Below are 19,813 nucleotides of genomic sequence, written 5' to 3' on the forward strand. Positions count from 1 at the left end.
ATTCTGAAACAAACGTTTTAAGAAATTTCTCCTTCCGGAATGAAAAAAACCAAATTAAATCTAACTTTTGAGACGGCCTCTATATCTTTATCATTGATCTGCTTAAAATTATAACTTTTTATCCCACCATAGCTTGGTTCCTCCGTTGTCAGGGCCGCCTAATTGCTGAACTGCCTGTGTGTAATTAAAAGTTGAATTTTTTGTATCATTTGTGAACGGAATTCTCCTAATCATCTGATCTGTATTAATTAATCCGCCACTATCATTTTTTCTGACTTTGAATAAAACCGGATATCCTGTTCTTCTCTGTTCTGCCCATGCTTCAGGACCATCAGGGTAAAGAGCTAACCACTTTTGAGTGATAATTCTTTCCAATTTCTTTTCGTTAGAATCGCTGCTGTTCCAGGCAATTGTAATTGTACTTAATTGTGAATTTCCGGCAGGTACATTATTATCTGCATTTTTAGGGTCAATATAAGGAGCTTCTGTAGAAACACCATCCGCAAGATAAGTAGCTACATCAGAACTTTTACCCCATTCCCCAAAAGACTGACTGATACCAGCCTGATAATTGGCTTGTGCATCACCTGCCCCTGAATAACCTCTCAAGGCTGCCTCAGCTTTTAAAAACCAGGTTTCAGCAGCAGTAAACAATTTGAACTTTCCGCTTACGCCGGAAAAGTAATCACCGCTGGCAGCTCTTGCTGCCGGTTGAGAATAACCGCCATAGGTAGGCTGTCCATTTATTAAATTAATCCCTTGACGTATTCCTATATATTGAGGTTTACCATTGATATAGGTTGCCGGATCAGTTGCCGGGTTGGCATACGCAGGAAGTCTGGGATCTTTGAATCCATTCATATAAGCCATGATGGGTGCTCCTATAGAGCAATCACCCCACGAATAGATAATAAAACTTAATTCGTGCTGCCCAACACTGATCAAAGCATTGTCTGCATTATCAGATATCAATCCAGCGGATGAGGCCAGCGCTTCTTCAGCATACTGTTTTGATTTTGCGGGATCGGCATAGCTCATACGCAATGCAAATCTCAGTTTAAGAGAGTTGGCCAATTTTGCCCATTTGGCTATATCTCCACCATAAATCAAGTCTGATTTTTTCACAACAGCTTTATCTTCTACATTCTGCGTTGCTGGAGTATTTTGTACTTTTTGCAAATCAGCAATGGCAATGGTAAGATCATGAATGAAATTGTTGTAAGCGTCCTGCTGAGAATCGAAATCCGTAATACCGTTTGAATTAGGGGTGTCATACTTGCTGTACACCACGGGTCCGTGACGATCTGAAACTCTTGCTGCCATAAGAACTTTTAATACTTTTTTCATCGCAAAAGTTGCTGTGAAATCTATCCCGGCATAGTAGGATTTTGCAGCATCATCAATGACAATAGAATTATTAAAAGCATCCCTCTGTCTTGCGATGATTCTATTGTTCCAGCCATCCATCATTAAATAAGTAAGATTATTTGTTCCCCCATTAAATTGTGATGCTGTACTGAACATTCCACTAAACATATCTGCATTGAGGTTGGTCGCTAACTGATAATCTGCCTGAAAACCTCTTTGTATGGCTTTCATAGGATCTGTAATAGCTGTAAAATCTGCATAAAAATTTTCCGGCCCTCCCACTTTTTGCTGATTAAACTCTTCAAAGTCTCCGATACAACTGGAGGCAGAAAAAAGCACGGCTACTCCAAGTATATATGTTTTAATATTAATTATTTTCATTTTAGTATTGTATATTTAGAAGTTAGCTTTTAATGATAATCCGATAGATCTGGTAATTGGTATACCAAAAGAATCCACTCCTACACCACCAGGTGTATTTCCTGAAACCTGTTCAGGATCAAACGGTGCTTTTTTATAAAAGAAAAATAGATTTGTTCCCACGATACTTACAGTTGCATTTTTCAGATAACTGGATTTAATATCAAAAGTATATGATATAGACGCCTGACGCAGCCTTACAGTGGTTGCACTGTACATATAAGCTTCATCAATTCCTGCTCCTTCCTGGTTCGCTCCTACAGTTTTGTAATAAGCCTTAGCATCGGTTAGCCCTGTGTATGCAGCTCCTGCATTCGGAGTTCCCGGTGCATATACAGCGTTCGGGATAGCTACTCCGCCTGCATCTCTGGCAGAAGCACTGTTCTGGCTTACCCCAAGCAGATCATTTGCTTTTTCTGTAAGAGACAGAACTTTACCTCCGAATTTCCCATCAATCAGGAAAGAAATCCCTAATTTCCCTATGTTGAAAGAGTTGCCAAACCCTAACATAAATTTAGGATTCGGATTACCTAAATACCCAAGGTTTTTATCTGCCATAGGTTTTCCATCAGCATCAACTAAAATCCTCCCCTGGTCATCTCTTAGAAATTTAATACCATATATGTCTCCGAATGATCCGCCCAATTTAAGTTTCGTATAAGCGCCACCACCTGTAAGTGCAAGAAGTTGATTTTCCGGAACACTTATGCTGGATGGAAATAATTCTACAATTTTATTTTTGTTGGTAGACCCATTTAAATTAGCCGTCCAACCGAATTTTTCCGAATCAAATATTTTATAGGACAGAGAAGATTCAAAACCTTTATTTTGTATTTTTCCAGCGTTTACATAATAGGAACCGGATGGTAAACCTCCTAAGTTAGAAGAAATATCAAGCGCCAAAAGCTGGTTGGAAGCATTTGAATTGTAATACGTAATGTCAAAACTTAAACGGTTTTTGAACAATCTTAACTCAGTTCCGGCTTCAAAAGTTTTATTAAGTTCCGGCTTTACAAATAATTCCTTGAAAGCAGGATCTGTCACAAGTGAGTATTTAGGTTTTACAATCTGACCGGCATCCACGTTATATCCGTAAACAGTATCATATGGATTTGTTGCAGTTGTTAAATTGGCAGGCAATCCTAATCCTACTGTAGCATAAGACCCTCTTATTTTCCAAAAATTAATGGTTTCAGGCAGTTTGAAGATGGAGGATAATACAGCATTAACCCCTACAGATTCATAATCGTACCCGTTAGTTCCTGTTAAAGCCAATGTGGAGTCCCAATCATTTCTAAAGGTCATGTCTACATACACCATATTCTTATAGCCTAATGATGCACTTGCAAAAATCGACTGTATTTGTTTTTTGGTACTGTAGCTTATATTGTGAAACCCATCTCCTACGCTCCTGTCTACATTCCACAGCAGATTACTGTTGGTAAACAAATTCGGAATCGCCAAATAAGCATTATCAATTTCAGTTACTCTATTTCGTGAGGTATTAATACTTCCCCCAACTGTAAAGTCTAATGAAATATCTTCGCTCAGTTTTGGGCTACCTATTAATAAAACATCACCATAAGTAGAAGAGTTTTCGTATTTGTTTTGAAGAAGTCTTCCATTAATTCCGTTGCTAGTTATAAGATTCGGATCTGAATATGCTGCGACCCCTCTCTGACTGTCTGTAATATTCCAGCTATAGTTTCCTCTTACCCTTGCAGATAACCACGGATTGATCTGATAGGCCAGGGATACAGCGGTATACGTGTTTTTGTTATTAACAGTAACTCTATTTCTGTTTAATATCCAGTAAGGATTTTGTGTTGCAGGATTTCCGTTGAATTTCCCGTCTGGTCCTACAGCCCACCAGTTTTGACCAGGTAATAATCTCGATTTGTCTATATAATAGTAGTTGCTATTATTGTATTGGTCAAAATCTACTCCTCTTGGCAGCCAATATAAACTCACTAAAGGTGAAAAAGAAATACCGGGAGTTTGTCTGTTGACACTATTCTGTAAAGAGCCAATAAAATTAGCATCCAACGTTAACTTATCATTCAGATATTTGCTGGAATTTCTAAAAGAAACATTGTATTGATCGAAATAAGAAGAAGGAATAATCCCTTTATTCGTGGTATTTCCTATCGAGAAATAATTCGTTGATTTTTCAGTTCCTGACTGGAAAGAAAGGCTGTTCACCCATGTCGTTCCATTTTGCAGGAAATCTTTCAGGTGATCCTTAGAAGCACCTTTTGCGCCCCAGCTTTCATTGGAAATACCAGGAGCTTGACCAGAAACTGCAGGATCATAAGAAAGATAGCTATGCTGCAGCTTGGGAAGACTATATGCCTGATCTACCGTCAGACTGGTATTGTAAGTTATAGAGCTTCTCCCTAATTTCCCTTTTTTAGTGGTGATCAGTATAACCCCGTTGCCTCCCATAGAGCCATAAAGAGCAGAAGCAGAAGCCCCTTTTAAGAAGTTCATGCTTTCAATGTCATCCGGATTGATGGAGCTTAAAACATCTCCTGCATCCGGCATTGTAGAATACTGGCTGGCTTCCGCGGACTTTCCAACCCCGTTAATAATTGGTATGCCATCTATCACATAAAGTGGCTGGCTACTGTTGGCTGATTTATTTCCTCTCATTAAAACCCTCACCGAACTTCCTACACCATTAGTTCTATTGATCTGTACGTTGGAAACTTTTCCACTGATAGAGTTTAAAAAATTGGGCGTTTTCACTTCCGTCAGTTCATCCCCACCTATCTGTTGGCTGGAGTACGTTAAAGAACGGGCCTGCCTTTTTATCCCCAAAGAGGTCACAACCACCTCTTCGATGTTGGTTGTTTTAGCAGTATCTGCCTTTTTAGCCTCCTGTGCATGGGCAGATAAAGAAATAGCTAATAAAACCGGTATAACAGTTTTTCTCATAAGGTTAGTTTTATTAAGATTTATTTGAGAATCAATCACATCCCTTTAAATGTTATTTACTGGATAAAACAATATTTATCTTATTCTTTTCGCAAGATTATGTTCTACGCACATCAAATAATTAAAGTTTTGTTAAGATTTAATTCATATTAGCAAATCTAAATTTTGTTGACAGCTGGATATAATGTTATTTTATCATAAAACGATATTATTTATTCAGGTCTTTTTTCAACGTTCTATTTACATCCTGATTTGCAGTAAAATAGACCATTTTACAACTTATTCTTTTTCAGTCCTTGATGTGACATTTTTTTAACACTTTTTGATTAAAATGCATCTGATATTCATAAAAAAATCCGGATAAAAGTATCCGGATTTTGAGAATATATAATGTATTTCTTTAATTCAAAATGAGTTACTCAATTTTCTTCACCCCTTTAAAAAGTTCTTTAAACTCTGTAGGTGTTGCTTTTTTAATGGATTTAAAAACCTTGTTGAAATTGGCGATATTATTAAAACCGGCTTCAAAAGCAGTCTCAAAAACTGTCAGATTCTTCTCCATAAGCCATCGGGCGGCATAGCTTATCCTGATTTCATTCAGATAATTCACAAAAGTCTTACCTGTTCTTTTTTTGATGAACCTGTTAAAAGTGACACTGCTCATATTGATCAGTGAAGCCGCGTCATGAAGTGTTATTTTACTTTCAAAATTTTTATGCACAAAATCGTGAACGATCTTCATTTTATCATTATCTGCAAAGGTTTCCGATTCTATACTGTACGAGGACAAAAGCGTTTTATCTTCAGCAATTGCGAGTTCATTCAGAATTTTCATGATCTCAATGAAAGATTCAAAACTGTTCATTTTGGATAAATTGAAAAAGGAATCTTTAAGCTTTTCTGCCGTTTCCTGAGAAAAAAGAATGCCCCGGATGGAGTCCTTCATCAGGTTGCTGATGGGTTTCAGAATATTTTTGTCCATCATCGACTGATTAAAAAAATCCTGATTGAACTGCACGGTGATTTCATGCGTTTTCCGGTTTTTACACTTATGGTTAGCCCAGCAGTGTGGGAGATTCGGACCCACCAACACCAGTTCAATGTCACCAATCTCTCCTGTGTGGTCGCCGATCATCCGGCGGTATCCCTTTCCCTTGCTGATAAAATTGATCTCGATCTCCGGGTGGTAATGGTACGGAAAGTCGAAAGATGCTTTTATCCTGTCAAACACAAGAAAACTGTCCTCGGGAGATAATGGGGTTATTTCTCTCAAAATATTTTCTAGCTTGCTCATCTAATCTTCGAAGAAATTAAAGTTATCATTCAATACAGTACGTTTTTACAAAATTGATAAAAAACCAATCAACTAATATATAATTTTTATTTTTTTTCTGTTTTTAATTTAAAAGCAACACGAAAAATGAAAATGAGGTCCATAATAGATAATAAAAATCATGTAGATTCTGGAAAATCGGGTCATCATGAAAAGAGGTTCCTATTTATTAATACCGTGAAAACCTTCTTTTTTGTATCTTTAAGCTAAAGTAATTGTATGCAGCAGCAGCTTATTTTTGAAGATCACTACAAAAAACTCGGGCTCGAACTATTCTCCCAGGAAAATCTGGAGAAGGTCAATGGAACTCAATTCAGATATGACATCAAAATCCTTTTCATTCCGGAAGGCTATGAACTAACCGTAGATTTCAATCATTATCAGGTATCAAAACCTAGTCTTTTTTTTCTCACCAGCCAACATCTGAAAATAGAAAAAGGAAAAGAGGAATCTATGCTTCTCTATTATAACCGTGATTTTTATTGTATTCAGATTCATGACAAAGAAGTCGCCTGTGACGGACTCCTTTTCCACAATGTATTTGAAATTCCTTTCGTAGAGCTTACCGAGGCGGAAACTTCTGATATTAAAAATTTATTCCAACATATAAAAAACGAGCTTGAATGGAAAGATTCTTCCGCCGAAGAAATGATCCGTACCTATGTAAAACAAATCATCATCCGTGCGACCAGAAACTGGAAAAAACAGCATCTTAATAGTGATACTGTGAAAATTCCAGGAAGTGAATTGGATGTTTTCAGAGATTTCAGCAGGTATCTCGAAATTCATTTCAGGGAAAAACATAATGTAGCAGATTATGCAGAACTCCTTCATATCGCTCCGAAAACATTAACGCATAAATTTAAAAACCTGAATATAGAATCTCCAAACCAGTTGATCATCAACAGAATTTTACTGGAAGCCAAAAGACTTCTTTTTTATACGGACAAGCCCGTAAAAGAAATCGCGTATGATCTTGGCTATGAGGATCCGGCTTATTTCAACCGGCTTTTCACCAATAAAACAGGAAATACACCTGCCAATTTCAAGAAAAACTACTCGTCGGGAAAAAAGTACAATATTTAAGCCTTTTTATCTATTGAATCTGGCTTTCAACCACCCTATCTTTGTATCATCAAAATCAATATATTAAAAACAACAAAAAGCAAACATTATGAGACGTAACGCAACAGCCGTTTGGAACGGTAACATCAAAGAAGGTAAAGGACATTTAACTACTCAAAGTACAACTTTAAACGAAACTCAGTATTCTTTCAACAGCCGTTTCGCAGACGGAGTGGGAACCAATCCTGAAGAATTGCTGGCTGCAGCGCACGCGGGATGTTTCACGATGAAACTAAGTGCTGAACTTTCTCAGGCCGGCTTCACTCCTGAAGAATTAAAAACAACTTCTGTGATCACTCTTGATCCAAGCGTAGGGAAAATTACAAAATCTGAACTGACTTTAACGGCAAAAGTTCCGGGAATTTCAGAAGAAGAATTCCAGAAATTCGCTAAAATTGCTGAGGAAGGATGCCCGGTGAGTGCAGCTTTTAATTTTGAAATTACTTTGAATGCTACTTTAGCTTAATGACAGCAAAATTCTTTTTGAACCATTAAGATTCTATGTTAAGCTTTTAAGGAAGATTAAGGGAATATCAAACGATATTTTTAAGCAGAATGCCTTCTTCTTAATTCTTCTTATCTACTTAAAAGATTCTTAATGGTTTACTTTTTTCCCGCAGATCACTCGGATTACACAGATTTTATTAGAAATCTTAAATGTTAAAAACTCTCGTCTTTATGGTTAAAAAACAGTTTTAATCTGAGTTCGAGGTAAAAATGATGAATAAAGATGTCATTTATATTCAATAGGGGCGGGCTTAAGCCCGCTTACAAGTTATACGCATCGGAAAAGGCTTTAGCCGAAACTTAGCACTAGAATTTTCCTTAGATCTTTTTAAGACGACTTCAATACATTTAAAAGGAGTTGTTAAATACTTAATGTCCAATAGTTACTTCCGTCTTCCAATCTTTTAATCTTAACTTCTTATTTCGAACTCAGGTAGTTTTAAAATAAAATATACCAATCGGTATATTTTTGTATATTTGCATTGAAATTAAACACTTAAATGTCAAAAGCAGAAAAGACCAAACAGTTTATCATTGAGAAAACAGCGTCTTTGTTCAATACAAAAGGCTATACGTCTACGTCTTTATCGGACATCACGGAAGCTACTGGTTTGACCAAAGGAAGCATCTATGGAAACTTCGGCAACAAAGATGAAGTGGCACTGGAAGTTTACAAATATAATTCCAGCCTTTTATCCAAAAACATGGCCAGATCTTTAGGAGAAGAGTTTCCAACTACGATTGATAAATTATATGCATTTGTCAATTTTTACCGGAAAAACTGGAAAACGGTCTTTGAAAACGGAGGCTGCCCTTTGATGAATGCAGCTACAGAAGCTGATGATACTTTTCCCAGCTTGAAAAAGCAGGTTACCCAATCTTTTGAAGGCTGGATCAAAAAGATAGCGTCCGTTATTAAAGATGGGCAAGATAACGGAGAGATCCATCATACAATAGATTCAGACGAATATGGATCCTTATTCATCATGATGGTAGAAGGCGGAATCCTGCTTGCTAAAACTACAGAGGACGAAAAATATCTGCATCTGGCTTTAGACAGGATATTATTCATGATCGACAAAGAATTAAAAATACTTCCCTCATAAATTTTTCAATATGGAAACAAAAAAAGTGGCTATCGTAGGATACAGCAGAATTCCTTTCGCAAGAATCAATACAGCCTATGCGGACCTGGATAATCAGGAACTTTTGGAAGCTGCGCTCAACGGATTGATCAATAAATACCATTTACAGGGGAAACTCCTGGGTGAAGTAGCTGGAGGAGCCGTTATCAAACACATTTCCGAGAGTAACCTCATCAGGGAATCTGTGATGAATACAGCATTGGATCCCGCAACTCCTGCATGCGATCTTCAGCAAGCCTGTGATACAGGAATTGAAGCTGCGGTTTATATTGGAAATAAAATTGCATTAGGACAGATAGAAAGCGGAATTGCCTGTGGTGTTGAAGCCATGAGTAACATCCCGTTTGAATCTGCTCCAAGATTAAGAAAAGCTCTGTTAAAGGCTAATAAAGAAAAATCAGCATTTGGAAAATTAAAACAGCTTTTAAGCCCAAAACTGAAAGACTGGATGCCGATTCCCTACAAAGGACAGGAGCCTAAAACAGGTCTGGTAATGGGCGGACACACAGAAATCACCGCCAAATATTACAATATCTCCCGCGAAGAACAGGATGAATTGGCCTTAAAAAGTCATCAGAATATGTCTAAAGCGTATGATGAAGGATTTTTTGACGATATGATCATTCCTGCTTTCGGTCTGGATAAAGACAATAATCTCCGAAGAGACACCAGTATTGAAAAACTTTCGCAGCTGAAACCCGCCTTTGATAAAGAGAACGGAACATTAACTGCCGGAAATTCCACCCCTTTTACAGATGGAGCTTCAGCCGTTTTAATGGGCAGCGAAGAATGGGCGAACGCCAATGGCCTTCCTATTTTAGCCTACGTAACTTTTTCTGAAGTCGCGGGAATAGAATATGTCGAAAACAAACAGAATCTACTTTTGGCTCCTGTTTTTGCAGCCGATAGAATGCTTAAGAAAGCAGGAATGAGTCTCGAAGATTTTGACTATTATGAAATTCATGAAGCATTTGCTGCACAGGTTCTTGCCACCATCAAGATCTGGGAAAATGATGATCTGGCTAAAAAATTCGGTTTAGAAAAAGCATTGGGGAAAATTGACAGGAATAAACTGAATGTAAAAGGCGGAAGTCTTGCCGTAGCACATCCTTTCGCAGCTACAGGCGGAAGAATTATCGGTACTCTGGCCAAACTGCTCCACGAAAAAGGAAGCGGAAAAGGCTTTATCTCTATCTGCGCAGCACGCGGACAGGGGGTTACTATGATTTTAGAAAAATAAAACAAAAAATATGGACAGATTAGCACAACTGCAGCAATTCATCGGAAAGGAGTTTGACCAGTCACCATCACCGTTTATGAAATGGCTCAATCCTATTGTACTTTCTGTAGAAGAAGGACATCTTGAGTTTCAATATACGGTAAGACCGGAATGGCTGAACCCGATCGGAAATCTTCATGGCGGAGTAACCGCTGCCATCGTTGATGACATTATTGGGGCCACCATGTTCTCCCTGAACGAAAATTCTTTCATAACAACCATCAATAATGTGATTGATTATTTTTCAACTGCAAAAGAAAATGATAATATTGTAGCCGAAACGAAAATTATAAAAAGAGGCCGGCAGTTTGTCAATGCGCAATGCGAAATATGGAACGCAGACAAAACAAGACTGATTGCCAGAGGAACCTCTAATCTATTCAAAATTAATAACTAGATATGAAAAGAGTTGTCATTACAGGACTGGGCGCTGTGACGCCTTTGGGGAACAATGTCGAAGATTTTTGGCAAAATAGCATTAACGGGGTGAGCGGAGCAGGTTTAATTACCCATTTTGATTCAGAAAAATTTAAGGTACACTTCGCCTGTGAAGTGAAAAACTTTGATCCGAAAATTCATCTGACCCACAACGAAATAAAAAGAAGCGACCGGTTTTCACAATATGCCATGTATGCTTCCACAGAAGCTATCCAGGATTCCGGACTGGAGCTGGAAAAAATGGACCCGTTCGATACCGGAGTGATCTGGGGAACCGGACAGGGCGGCATGCTCACCTTTGAAACCGAGGTCATGAATTTTGCAGAAGGCGACGGAACCCCGAGGTTTAATCCTTTCTTTGTTCCTAAGTTCATCGCCAATATGGCTTCGGGAATGATTTCTATGAAGTTTGGTCTTCAGGGAATCAACTATACCACTATTTCAGCTTGTGCAACGGGAAATACAGCATTGATGGATGCTTTCAACTATATCCGTCTTGGAAAAGCAAAAGTAATCATCAGTGGTGGTTCTGAAGCGGCTGTCACACCGGCTTCTGTAGGCGGTTTCTCTATTATGAAGGCCATGTCTACCAGAAATGATGATTTTGCCACCGCAAGCCGTCCTTATGATACAGACAGAGATGGCTTTGTCATGGGCGAAGGTGCCGGAGCTCTGGTCCTTGAAGAATATGAGCACGCCAAAGCCAGAGGCGCTAAAATTTACGCTGAACTAGCAGGTGCTGCCATGACCGCAGATGCTTATCACATGACAGCACCTCATCCGGATGGAGTGAGTGCCATCAAAGCGATGCAGCTGGCCATGAAAGAAGCTGGAGCTAATTTAGAAGATCTTGATTATCTTAACCCTCATGCTACATCTACTCCACTTGGAGATTTGGTCGAATTAAAAGCGATCAGCAAATTATTCGGAGGAAATAAAAACCTTGATATCAGTGCTACAAAATCCATGACCGGACACTTACTGGGTGCGGCAGGTGCGGCTGAAGCTATTTTTTCTATTAAAGCGATAGAAAAAGGAATTATTCCTCCTACCATTAATCTTCACAATATCGACGAAAGCATTCCGAAGGATGTGAATATCGTTTTTGGAGAAGCTAAAGAAAAGAACATCAATTTCGCGCTAAGCAATGCCTTTGGATTCGGGGGACACAATGCGACTTTGGTTTTCAAGAAATTTAATTAATTTCGTACTACAAATACAGTAACATGTCCAAATTGAAAGAAATAAGAGAGAGAAAAAATCTGACTCAGGAAGAGTTGGCCGAGAGCTCTGGTATTTCTGTCAGGACAATACAACGGATAGAAGCAGGAACTCAACCAAAAGGTCATACGCTTCGGGTTTTGGCTAAAGCTTTAGAAACAACAGAAAGCGAGCTTCAAAACATAGAAACCGAAACAAAAGATCTTGAAATTAAAGAAGATCAAATTCCTGCGAATTATTCTTTAATAAAAGTGATCAATCTTTCTTCTATCCCTTGTATGTTGCTACCGCCATTAAATATTTTGGTTCCTCTTCTTCTGATGTTTAAACTAAAACAGAAAAACACCATAGTAAAGCAAATAATTTCTGTTCAGATCATTTGGACCATATTCGCACCCGTTACATTTCTATTGGGAATCTTTTTAAAACCCGGACCTGCGCTTACGATTATCATTATCATATTGATTTTCTTGGCCAATATATTTATTATCCTTAGAAACTCAGCTGAAATAGACAGAAACAAAGAACTTCTTTACAAACTGAATTTCAGCCTCATATAACCTTGTCAGATGATTGTCGGGTTTTTGTCAGGTTCTATTTTTTGTGCTAAAAATAAGAAACCTAATCTTTGTCAAAAAAAATAAGACAATGACAAAACTCTTTTATTTTACACTATTATTTCTCCTTCTGTTTTCCACGAATACCAATGCTCAGGCAGAAAAAGTAAACCGCCATTACATTACAGATTCAATTTTTGATCGTGATAAAGAAATTGAAAACTGGCTCCACGAACTTAAAATTCCCATTCTTGGGCTCGGCATTATAGAAGGCGGCGCATTAAAACAGATTAAGGTATTCGGAAAAATTAAAGACGATATCTCAGCCCCTTACAATACAATTTTTAATGTAGCATCACTTACCAAACCAATTACGGCAATGGTAGCATTACATCTTGTGAATATGGGAAAATGGGATCTTGATGAACCGGTTTATACATATTGGACCGATCCGGATATAGCCAATGACCCAAGGAACAAACAGTTGACGACAAGAATAATTTTAAGTCATCAAACAGGCTTTCCCAACTGGAGATACATGAAAGAAAACAAAAAATTAAGTTTTGATTTTGATCCGGGAACAAAATTTCAATATTCAGGAGAAGGTTTCGAATATTTGAGAAAAGCAATTGAAAACAAGTTCAAAAAACCACTGGAACAATTAGCAACAGAACTGATATTTCAGCCTCTAAAAATGAAGGACACCAATTATATTTGGGATGAAAATACAGATAAAAACAGGTTTGCCGCAGGCTATGACAAAAATGGGAAACCGTATAAAACAGAGGAAAATAAATTAGCAAATGCAGCTGATGATCTTCATACAACAGTAGAAGATTATGGAAACTTTCTCGCTGATATTCTTAACGGAGGACATCTTAACAATGATCTTTATCTGCAGCTGATAAAAAGACAGGTTCAAACAAGGAAAAACAAATACTATGGATTAGGTTTTGTCATTTATGACCTGGGTAATGGAGAATATGCATTGTCACATGGTGGTTCTGATTCAGGAACATTTTGTATTACGATCATTTTTCCGAAAACCAAACAGGGACTTCTGATTTTCACCAATGCAGATGACGGTTATAAAGTATTCGACAAACTACTTCCTCACTACCTGGGAGAAAATGGAAAGAAAATCATCAAAATAGAAACTCAATAAAACAACAAAAAGCAGTCAAAACTGACTGCTTTTTGCTTTTATCTTTCTTACTTTAGATGGCAGATTCTTACTCAGAATCCTGTATAAAAAATTCCTCCGCATTGTCTGCCATTGGAATATATAACCGTTCCCATTGTTCTCCTTCTTCTATTTCCCAACTATGCCCCTCGCCTTCTACATCTTCCGCTAAAAGGATAATTCCCGGTTCGATATGAAATGTGGAACCATTACTTACCTTAAACCTGATCTTGCCTTTCAGCGTTACTACATATTGCTTTCGCGGGGCAGTGTGCACCTCTTTTTCCCACTCTTCAGTAGTAGTACTTATCCAAAAAGTCTTTGTGTTCATCTGCTTCAAAGTAGGAATTTTTCCTATTTCGAAATTACTGGTCCCATCGGGATTATTAAGTAACCTTATGGCAGGTATAGAATCACTTGTGCTTTTCAAATTATACTATTTTTTTATACTATGATTACTCTGAATTAAGATCTCAGCCATTCCGAAGAAGAAAGGTATTTCTGATCGGGGTAATAGATGAAAAGACAGTTACGCCCTTTTATGGTATTAATGATAGGCTGTGTCAATGCTTTCGGTACGGCGGGACATCCCCAGCTTCTTCCGATTCTTTTGTGCATTGATGCAAATTCATCACTTACATAATCCGCTCCGTGCATTACGATAGCTCTTCTGTATGCGGCATCATTAAACCCTTTATCCATTCCCAGCAGTTTCAAAGAATATCCGTTGTCTCCCTGATAAGTGGCATCCGTGATATAAAATCCCAAACTGCTCTGCAGCGAACTTTCCGTGTTAGAAAAATTCGCAGCAAATTCTTCGCCTGTATTTTTTCCGTGTGCTACCAGTGAATTGAACAGTACCTTTTTCTCGTTGGTATCGATAACCCAAAGTCTTTTTGTATTCGAAGACATAGAAAAATCGCAGATAGTCAATAAATGCGAGTCCTGATTCAGCAATCCTGCTTTTTTTAAATTTTCAAATCCTGTTAATGCTTTTGAGAATACTTCATAATTCAATTCATGTTCAGGATCAAATGGAATTGATTTGTACAATTCTTCTGATGAAGATGCTTTAGCGGCAGTCTTCTCAGATTTCGTATCAGCTACTTTTTCAATTTTTGCTGTATTGACATTCTCGCTCTTTGCTGCCTTACCCGGCGAAAGATAGAATGAAGTCGTGACCATATAAACAAGGCCTAATACACTATAAATTCCTCTCATTCAATAATATTAAATTCCAAATTAGTGAGGCAAAATTATAAAAACATAACTACCAGCCTGTTATAAATCCGGAAAGTTTAACTGAATTTAAGAAACTTTAACTTCCTGATTTCGTGAATTAAAAGGGTTTATTTCTCTGAATCTCCAATAAATTCCAGACTCACAGAATTCATACAATACCGCAGTCCCGTAGGTTTTGGACCATCATCGAAAACATGTCCCAGATGGGAATCACAACGTTTGCAGAGCACTTCTACCCTTTCCATTCCGTAGGCTGTATCTCTTTTATAATAAACGCCTTTTTTATCGGCTTCAAAAAAGCTTGGCCATCCGCAGCTGCTGCTGAATTTAGAAGTGGAACGAAACAGATGATTACCGCAAACGGCACAATAATAGTCTCCGATCTCATCAAATTCATTGTATTTCCCGGTAAAAGCTCTTTCCGTGGCAGCTTCTCTGGATATTGCATATAAGTCGGGAGCAAGGATTTTTTTCCATTCTTCGTTGGGAATATCCAGTTTTGAAGTATCGGTTCTGGAGTAGTATGGATTGTTTTTTGCTTCTTTATTTTCCATAGGAACAGTTTTAACAGGCTGAAACTTCTGCGGACACGCCTGCAGAATGATTAATAATATAATGAAAGTTAAACATTTCATGATGAGTTTTACTTTCAATTAAACTCATCTCATGACCAAATTTAGTAAATTTGAGAATATGAATGATGAAGCCAAAAGAAAACAGCTGAGAAAATATAAAGCATTTGCCACGGGATTATTTGTCCTGATGGCCGTTATTTTCATTGTCGCCAGCCTCCTTCAGAAATCGAACCCTTCGCATTGGTTAGGTTATGTAAGGGCTTTTTCTGAGGCTGCAATGGTAGGGGCTCTGGCAGACTGGTTCGCTGTAACCGCTTTATTCCGGCATCCGCTGGGTCTTCCGATTCCACATACGAATCTTATTGAAAACAGTAAACAGAGATTAGGTGATAATCTCGGAAGCTTTGTGGTAAGTAATTTTCTTTCGCCACAGAATATCCGTCCTTACATCCAGAAACTTAAAATTTCAAACTTTGTTGGCGAATGGCTCGCGAAGGAAAAAAGCCAGGACATCCTGATCAGGAATCTTTCAGACATTGTTCTGGACATTCTCAATAAGCTTGATGATACTTCGGTAAGTCAGTTTATCAGCAAGAAAGTTTCTGAAATGACGGATGACATCAAGCTGAATAAAGTGGTTGGAAACGGGATCACCTATATTCTGGAGAAAAATGATCATCAGAGAATCATCACCAATCTTTCCAAACAGATCAAAGAATATATTATCGAGAATGATGAAATGATCAAAGAGCGCGTTGAAAAGGGAAGCTATTCATTTATTCCTTCTTTTGTTGACAATAAAATTGCTGATAAAATTGCCAGCGGACTTTCTGATTTTTTCAAAGAAATTGAAGAAAATCCGGAACATGAAATCCGTAATCTGATTACTCAAAAAATCCATGAATTCTCTGCCGATCTGAAAGAAGATCCGAAATGGGATGATGAATTTAAAACCATCAAAAATGGTCTTCTGAAAAGTGATAAACTGGACGAATATTCCAGTGATATCTGGATTTCCATCAAGAAAACATTAATGAAAGAGCTTCAGGACGATCAGTCTTCATTAAAAGGGTATCTTACTAAAAACCTGAATGAATTTTCCCAAAATTTGAAAACGGACGAAAATCTTCAGAATAAAATCGATCATTGGGTAAGAGTCACCGCATACAAATATATCCTTAAAAACACCCATCAGTTCGGAAACCTCATCAGCTCAACCGTTGGAAACTGGCAGGGAAAAGAACTGAGCGAAAAACTGGAACTGGAAGTGGGAAAAGACCTGCAGTTTATCCGGGTCAACGGAACACTCGTCGGCGGATTGGTAGGACTGATCATCTACACCATTGCCAACTTCTTCATTTAAAAAACTATTCACTACCAAACCATGAAAAAACTCTTTATTACATTATTCCTCCCTCTTTTTGTCCTCTGTTTCTGCCAGAAAGTTGAACTCAAGGCCGTAACAGATTCTTCACAGGTTTTCAAAGGCGAGATTGCAGGAGTTCCCATTACTATGCAGCTTCATTTCGCGGGAATTGCAGATTGCAGCCTGTATCAGTATTTTGTAGATGGCTGGTATTATTACGATAAATATCAGAAAAAGATCCCTCTGACAGGCATTTATGATTATGGGAAACTGTCTTTATATCATTTTGGAAACAAACAGAAGCAGAATTCCCAACTGTTGAAAGATCAGATCACTTCTCCTCAGAAAGTGGAAAAAACTGCAGAAATTGCGGAAGCTCTGAATCCCAAAGAGTCTATTATTTTTATGACAGATAATCCTAAAGAAAATTCTATCACTGGGAACTTTTATGCGGATAAAAAAAACCAACCGGCAAAACTGTTTACCGGGAATGATATGATTTACCGTTATAACAATTATCTGACTTTACCCAACAACAAAAAGATCAATACGTTTGATTTCATTAATAAACATGGAGGAAATCAATTGATTTCCTATGCATCGGGAGACAGTGGGAACCGTATTTTACTATACTTTGAGCATTCCTCCAATTTCAATGCATGCGGAAGATGCGGGGCCAGTGAAGGGGAAAAAGGCTACAGAATTCTGTACTTTACCAAAGACTGGAATTATAAAACCTACGAAGAATTCCTCACTGAAAGCTGCCTGGAAAACATTTACGACACCACAGAAACAAAATCCCAGGACCGGAAAATTTTAAAGTATAAAATTAAAAAGTCCTCATCTACAGCAGCGTACAGTCTTACCGTAGATATAAAAAATGCCTCTGTAATAAGGGCAAAATAAAAAAGAGAACCTTAAGCTCTCTTTTTACATTATCTTGGAAGCCTGCTGGCTCTCTTTAAAATTTCTTTGTTGATCTCATTGATCAGTTCCGGGCCTTCATAAATAAATCCGGTGTAAAGCTGTATCAGACTTGCTCCTGCATCCAGTTTCTCGATCGCATCTTTAGCCGAATGAATTCCTCCTACTCCAATGATCGGGAAAGCTCTGTTGCTTTTATCAGAAAGGTATTTGATCATTTTTGTACTTCTTTCACGGATGGGTTTTCCACTCAGTCCGCCATTTCCTATCTGTTCTAAAACTTCAGGAGAGGTTTCCAGACCTTCCCGATTGACAGAGGTATTGGAAACAATCACTCCATCAATTTTTGTTTCTGCAATCAGCTCGACAATTTCATCTAACTGATCGTTATTAAGATCCGGGGCAATTTTAAGTAGTATAGGTTTCCGTACCGATTTTGACTGATTGATTTTCTTTACTTCCGTAATCAGCTCGCGCAGATAGTCTACATCTTCCAGCTTGGCATGGCTTCCCACATTCGGGCAGCTTACATTCAGTACAAAATAATCTACATGGGGATGAAGTCCTTCAAAACAATCCAGATAATCCTGGGTATAATTTTCCGGGGTTGTATCGGTGTTTTTTCCAATATTTCCTCCGATGATTATTTTTCCTTTGTTGGATTTCAGTTTTTCGATCGCTGCTTCAAGACCATCATTATTGAATCCCATTCTGTTGATAATTCCACCATCTTCAATTAAGCGGAACAGTCTTTTCTTAGGATTTCCTGCCTGAGCTTTTGGTGTTACGGTTCCGATTTCTACAAATCCGAAACCAAGATCTCCCAACTCGTTGAACAGGACGGCATTTTTATCAAAGCCGGCTGCCAATCCTACAGGATTTTTAAATTTTAATCCGAAAACTTCTCTTTCCAAACGTTTGTCTTCAATAGGTTTTGGAAAAAATAGTTGGGTGAGAAATCCAAAATTTTTAAGCATTGAAAATGTAAAATGATGAACTTCTTCGGGATCAAATTTGAAGAGAATGGGTCTGATGATACTTTTGTACATTGAAAAAAAGTTTTACAAAAATACTCATTTTAAATTAAATGAATCTTGATGTAAGATAGTTTTAAACACAAATTGCACTAATGTTTTTCACGAATAGCACAAACTGCTAATCTGTGAGTGTTTTTCACGCAAAGTTTCATACTAAATCTCCTAGCTTCAAGGTGAGCAAAGAGTCGTGGCTACGCCACTGAATAAGCGAAGGCTTTATCCACAAGCTTCATCAAATCAATTAAAAATTGATTCTTTCCTTTGCTTTCCTAAAATAAACGCAACATCATAGAAATCTTTGCGTGAAATTATTACAAATAGGAACTCAAATCGAAATTCAAAATAGCTCCTACTCTTTTAAATTCTTCATTTACCGTAGCGTTTACTGTAATTCTTTCGTTTGTAATGGGATGATTAAACACCAATTGATGAGCATGAAGCATCAGTTTACTCATATTGAAAGTTTCCAGCCACAGTTTATTTTGTTTATTACAGCCATAAGGACGGCATCCCAAAATAGGGTGTAAAATATGTTTAAAATGTTTTCTCAGCTGATGCATTCTGCCTGTTTCCGGAATAGCTTCTACCAAACAGTAGCGGGAAGTCTGATGTTTTCCAAAAGCCAGATCTATTTCCGAAGTCTGTAAACGATGATAATAAGTAATGGCATTCTGCTGAATTTCGTCTTCGTTAGTCAGATCATAATCAATCGTTTCTTCTTCTTTTGCCCAACCGCGAAGAATGGCTAAATATTTTTTCTCCACCGTCCGCGCTGCAAACTGATCACTCATTATTCTCAAAGAATCTTTATCTAAAGTAAACAACAGAACACCCGACGTTTTCCGGTCTAAACGATGTACAGGATAAACATATTGCCCAATCTGATCTCTCAATTCCTGAATGGCATAGGTATCTGCCTCTCCTGCATAATACGATTTATGAACCAGTAATCCGCTTGGTTTATTGATGGCAATAAGATGCTCGTCACGATAAAGAATTTCTAACATGGGACAAAAGTAGATATTTTTGACCGATTTAGCCCTGATTGAGCGGCATGTTTGAGCTCCTTTTAGAGTTTTGGGGGGGGGGGGGGGGGGGGGGGGGGGGGGGGGGGGGGGGGGGGGGGGGGGGGGGGGGGGGGGGGGGGGGGGGGGGG

18 protein-coding genes are annotated in these 19,813 nt (G+C 38.1%); 10 read left to right on the forward strand and 8 right to left on the reverse strand.

What is annotated here, in order from left to right; genetic code table 11:
- Positions 1-108 precede the first annotated feature (108 nt).
- From N0B48_RS15255 to N0B48_RS15265, 3 genes are all read right to left on the reverse strand, one after another.
- Positions 109-1,749: a SusD/RagB family nutrient-binding outer membrane lipoprotein gene (locus tag N0B48_RS15255; RefSeq protein ID WP_259839618.1), complete on the reverse strand. Its 1,641-nt coding sequence runs from the start codon at positions 1,747-1,749 to the stop codon at positions 109-111.
- 15 nt (positions 1,750-1,764) lie between these two features.
- A complete protein-coding gene (locus tag N0B48_RS15260) occupies positions 1,765-4,725 on the reverse strand; it encodes a SusC/RagA family TonB-linked outer membrane protein (RefSeq protein ID WP_259839621.1) in 2,961 nt (986 codons plus the stop codon).
- 415 nt (positions 4,726-5,140) lie between these two features.
- Complete coding sequence (locus tag N0B48_RS15265; protein ID WP_259839622.1) at positions 5,141-6,019, reverse strand: AraC family transcriptional regulator; 879 nt, start codon at positions 6,017-6,019, stop codon at positions 5,141-5,143.
- Between the two features lie 258 nt (positions 6,020-6,277).
- Between N0B48_RS15265 and N0B48_RS15270 the strand changes: the two genes are divergently transcribed.
- The 8 genes from N0B48_RS15270 (at position 6,278) to N0B48_RS15305 (ending at position 13,495) form a co-directional block, all read left to right on the forward strand.
- Positions 6,278-7,144, forward strand: a complete 867-nt coding sequence (locus N0B48_RS15270) for a helix-turn-helix domain-containing protein (RefSeq protein WP_259839625.1) — start codon at positions 6,278-6,280, stop codon at positions 7,142-7,144.
- An 88-nt stretch (positions 7,145-7,232) separates the two neighbouring features.
- Complete coding sequence (locus N0B48_RS15275; protein ID WP_047450849.1) at positions 7,233-7,649, forward strand: OsmC family protein; 417 nt, start codon at positions 7,233-7,235, stop codon at positions 7,647-7,649.
- 541 nt (positions 7,650-8,190) lie between these two features.
- The gene (locus N0B48_RS15280) at positions 8,191-8,796 is read left to right on the forward strand and encodes a TetR/AcrR family transcriptional regulator (protein WP_259839627.1); all 606 of its coding nucleotides are present in this window, start codon (positions 8,191-8,193) and stop codon (positions 8,794-8,796) included.
- A gap of 10 nt (positions 8,797-8,806) precedes the next feature.
- Positions 8,807-10,075 (forward strand): acetyl-CoA C-acetyltransferase, encoded by a 1,269-nt coding sequence (locus N0B48_RS15285; RefSeq protein ID WP_259839629.1) that lies wholly within the window; start codon positions 8,807-8,809, stop codon positions 10,073-10,075.
- 10 nt (positions 10,076-10,085) lie between these two features.
- On the forward strand, positions 10,086-10,511 hold the full coding sequence (locus N0B48_RS15290; RefSeq protein WP_072924627.1) for a PaaI family thioesterase: 426 nt from the start codon (positions 10,086-10,088) through the stop codon (positions 10,509-10,511).
- A gap of 2 nt (positions 10,512-10,513) precedes the next feature.
- A complete protein-coding gene (gene fabF, locus N0B48_RS15295; RefSeq protein WP_259839631.1) occupies positions 10,514-11,755 on the forward strand; it encodes a beta-ketoacyl-ACP synthase II in 1,242 nt (413 codons plus the stop codon).
- 23 nt (positions 11,756-11,778) lie between these two features.
- Positions 11,779-12,333, forward strand: coding sequence for a helix-turn-helix domain-containing protein (locus N0B48_RS15300; RefSeq protein ID WP_259839633.1), 555 nt, complete (start codon positions 11,779-11,781; stop codon positions 12,331-12,333).
- An 88-nt stretch (positions 12,334-12,421) separates the two neighbouring features.
- The gene (locus tag N0B48_RS15305; RefSeq protein WP_349644557.1) at positions 12,422-13,495 is read left to right on the forward strand and encodes a serine hydrolase domain-containing protein; all 1,074 of its coding nucleotides are present in this window, start codon (positions 12,422-12,424) and stop codon (positions 13,493-13,495) included.
- A 67-nt stretch (positions 13,496-13,562) separates the two neighbouring features.
- Here the strand turns inward: N0B48_RS15305 and N0B48_RS15310 are convergent, their stop codons facing one another.
- The 3 genes from N0B48_RS15310 to msrB all read right to left on the reverse strand — a co-directional run bounded on the left by N0B48_RS15310 (position 13,563) and on the right by msrB (position 15,390).
- Positions 13,563-13,943, reverse strand: a complete 381-nt coding sequence (locus N0B48_RS15310) for a cupin domain-containing protein (RefSeq protein ID WP_259839634.1) — start codon at positions 13,941-13,943, stop codon at positions 13,563-13,565.
- A 35-nt stretch (positions 13,944-13,978) separates the two neighbouring features.
- Entirely contained in the window at positions 13,979-14,734 is a 756-nt protein-coding gene (locus tag N0B48_RS15315) for a murein L,D-transpeptidase catalytic domain family protein (RefSeq protein WP_259839635.1), read from the reverse strand.
- A 128-nt stretch (positions 14,735-14,862) separates the two neighbouring features.
- Positions 14,863-15,390: a peptide-methionine (R)-S-oxide reductase MsrB gene (gene msrB, locus N0B48_RS15320; RefSeq protein ID WP_371830619.1), complete on the reverse strand. Its 528-nt coding sequence runs from the start codon at positions 15,388-15,390 to the stop codon at positions 14,863-14,865.
- Between the two features lie 58 nt (positions 15,391-15,448).
- Between msrB and N0B48_RS15325 the strand changes: the two genes are divergently transcribed.
- Positions 15,449-16,693: a DUF445 domain-containing protein gene (locus N0B48_RS15325; RefSeq protein WP_259839648.1), complete on the forward strand. Its 1,245-nt coding sequence runs from the start codon at positions 15,449-15,451 to the stop codon at positions 16,691-16,693.
- A 21-nt stretch (positions 16,694-16,714) separates the two neighbouring features.
- Entirely contained in the window at positions 16,715-17,602 is an 888-nt protein-coding gene (locus N0B48_RS15330) for a hypothetical protein (RefSeq protein ID WP_259839637.1), read from the forward strand.
- A gap of 29 nt (positions 17,603-17,631) precedes the next feature.
- Here N0B48_RS15330 and N0B48_RS15335 read toward each other — a convergent pair whose 3' ends face one another.
- Entirely contained in the window at positions 17,632-18,669 is a 1,038-nt protein-coding gene (locus N0B48_RS15335; RefSeq protein WP_259839638.1) for a quinone-dependent dihydroorotate dehydrogenase, read from the reverse strand.
- A 299-nt stretch (positions 18,670-18,968) separates the two neighbouring features.
- Positions 18,969-19,664 carry a pseudouridine synthase gene (locus N0B48_RS15340; RefSeq protein ID WP_259839649.1) on the reverse strand — a complete coding sequence of 232 codons (696 nt, stop codon included), beginning with the start codon at positions 19,662-19,664 and terminating at the stop codon, positions 18,969-18,971.
- Positions 19,665-19,813 lie beyond the last annotated feature (149 nt).

It is taken from the genome of Chryseobacterium herbae, from assembly GCF_025154075.1.
GTDB classification, from domain to species: domain Bacteria; phylum Bacteroidota; class Bacteroidia; order Flavobacteriales; family Weeksellaceae; genus Chryseobacterium; species Chryseobacterium herbae.

Bases quoted from the DNA above. Each gene is read 5' to 3' on its own strand.
- N0B48_RS15300 (WP_259839633.1), top strand. From the start codon at position 11,779: ATGTCCAAATTGAAAGAAATAAGAGAGAGAAAAAATCTGACTCAGGAA.
- N0B48_RS15290 (WP_072924627.1), top strand. From the start codon at position 10,086: ATGGACAGATTAGCACAACTGCAGCAATTCATCGGAAAGGAGTTTGAC.
- N0B48_RS15280 (WP_259839627.1), top strand. From the start codon at position 8,191: ATGTCAAAAGCAGAAAAGACCAAACAGTTTATCATTGAGAAAACAGCG.
- fabF (WP_259839631.1), top strand. From the start codon at position 10,514: ATGAAAAGAGTTGTCATTACAGGACTGGGCGCTGTGACGCCTTTGGGG.
- N0B48_RS15255 (WP_259839618.1), bottom strand. From the start codon at position 1,749: ATGAAAATAATTAATATTAAAACATATATACTTGGAGTAGCCGTGCTT.
- N0B48_RS15260 (WP_259839621.1), bottom strand. From the start codon at position 4,725: ATGAGAAAAACTGTTATACCGGTTTTATTAGCTATTTCTTTATCTGCC.
- N0B48_RS15305 (WP_349644557.1), top strand. From the start codon at position 12,422: ATGACAAAACTCTTTTATTTTACACTATTATTTCTCCTTCTGTTTTCC.
- N0B48_RS15265 (WP_259839622.1), bottom strand. From the start codon at position 6,019: ATGAGCAAGCTAGAAAATATTTTGAGAGAAATAACCCCATTATCTCCC.
- N0B48_RS15285 (WP_259839629.1), top strand. From the start codon at position 8,807: ATGGAAACAAAAAAAGTGGCTATCGTAGGATACAGCAGAATTCCTTTC.
- N0B48_RS15335 (WP_259839638.1), bottom strand. From the start codon at position 18,669: ATGTACAAAAGTATCATCAGACCCATTCTCTTCAAATTTGATCCCGAA.
- N0B48_RS15315 (WP_259839635.1), bottom strand. From the start codon at position 14,734: ATGAGAGGAATTTATAGTGTATTAGGCCTTGTTTATATGGTCACGACT.
- msrB (WP_371830619.1), bottom strand. From the start codon at position 15,390: ATGAAATGTTTAACTTTCATTATATTATTAATCATTCTGCAGGCGTGT.
- N0B48_RS15325 (WP_259839648.1), top strand. From the start codon at position 15,449: ATGAATGATGAAGCCAAAAGAAAACAGCTGAGAAAATATAAAGCATTT.
- N0B48_RS15330 (WP_259839637.1), top strand. From the start codon at position 16,715: ATGAAAAAACTCTTTATTACATTATTCCTCCCTCTTTTTGTCCTCTGT.
- N0B48_RS15340 (WP_259839649.1), bottom strand. From the start codon at position 19,664: ATGTTAGAAATTCTTTATCGTGACGAGCATCTTATTGCCATCAATAAA.
- N0B48_RS15270 (WP_259839625.1), top strand. From the start codon at position 6,278: ATGCAGCAGCAGCTTATTTTTGAAGATCACTACAAAAAACTCGGGCTC.
- N0B48_RS15275 (WP_047450849.1), top strand. From the start codon at position 7,233: ATGAGACGTAACGCAACAGCCGTTTGGAACGGTAACATCAAAGAAGGT.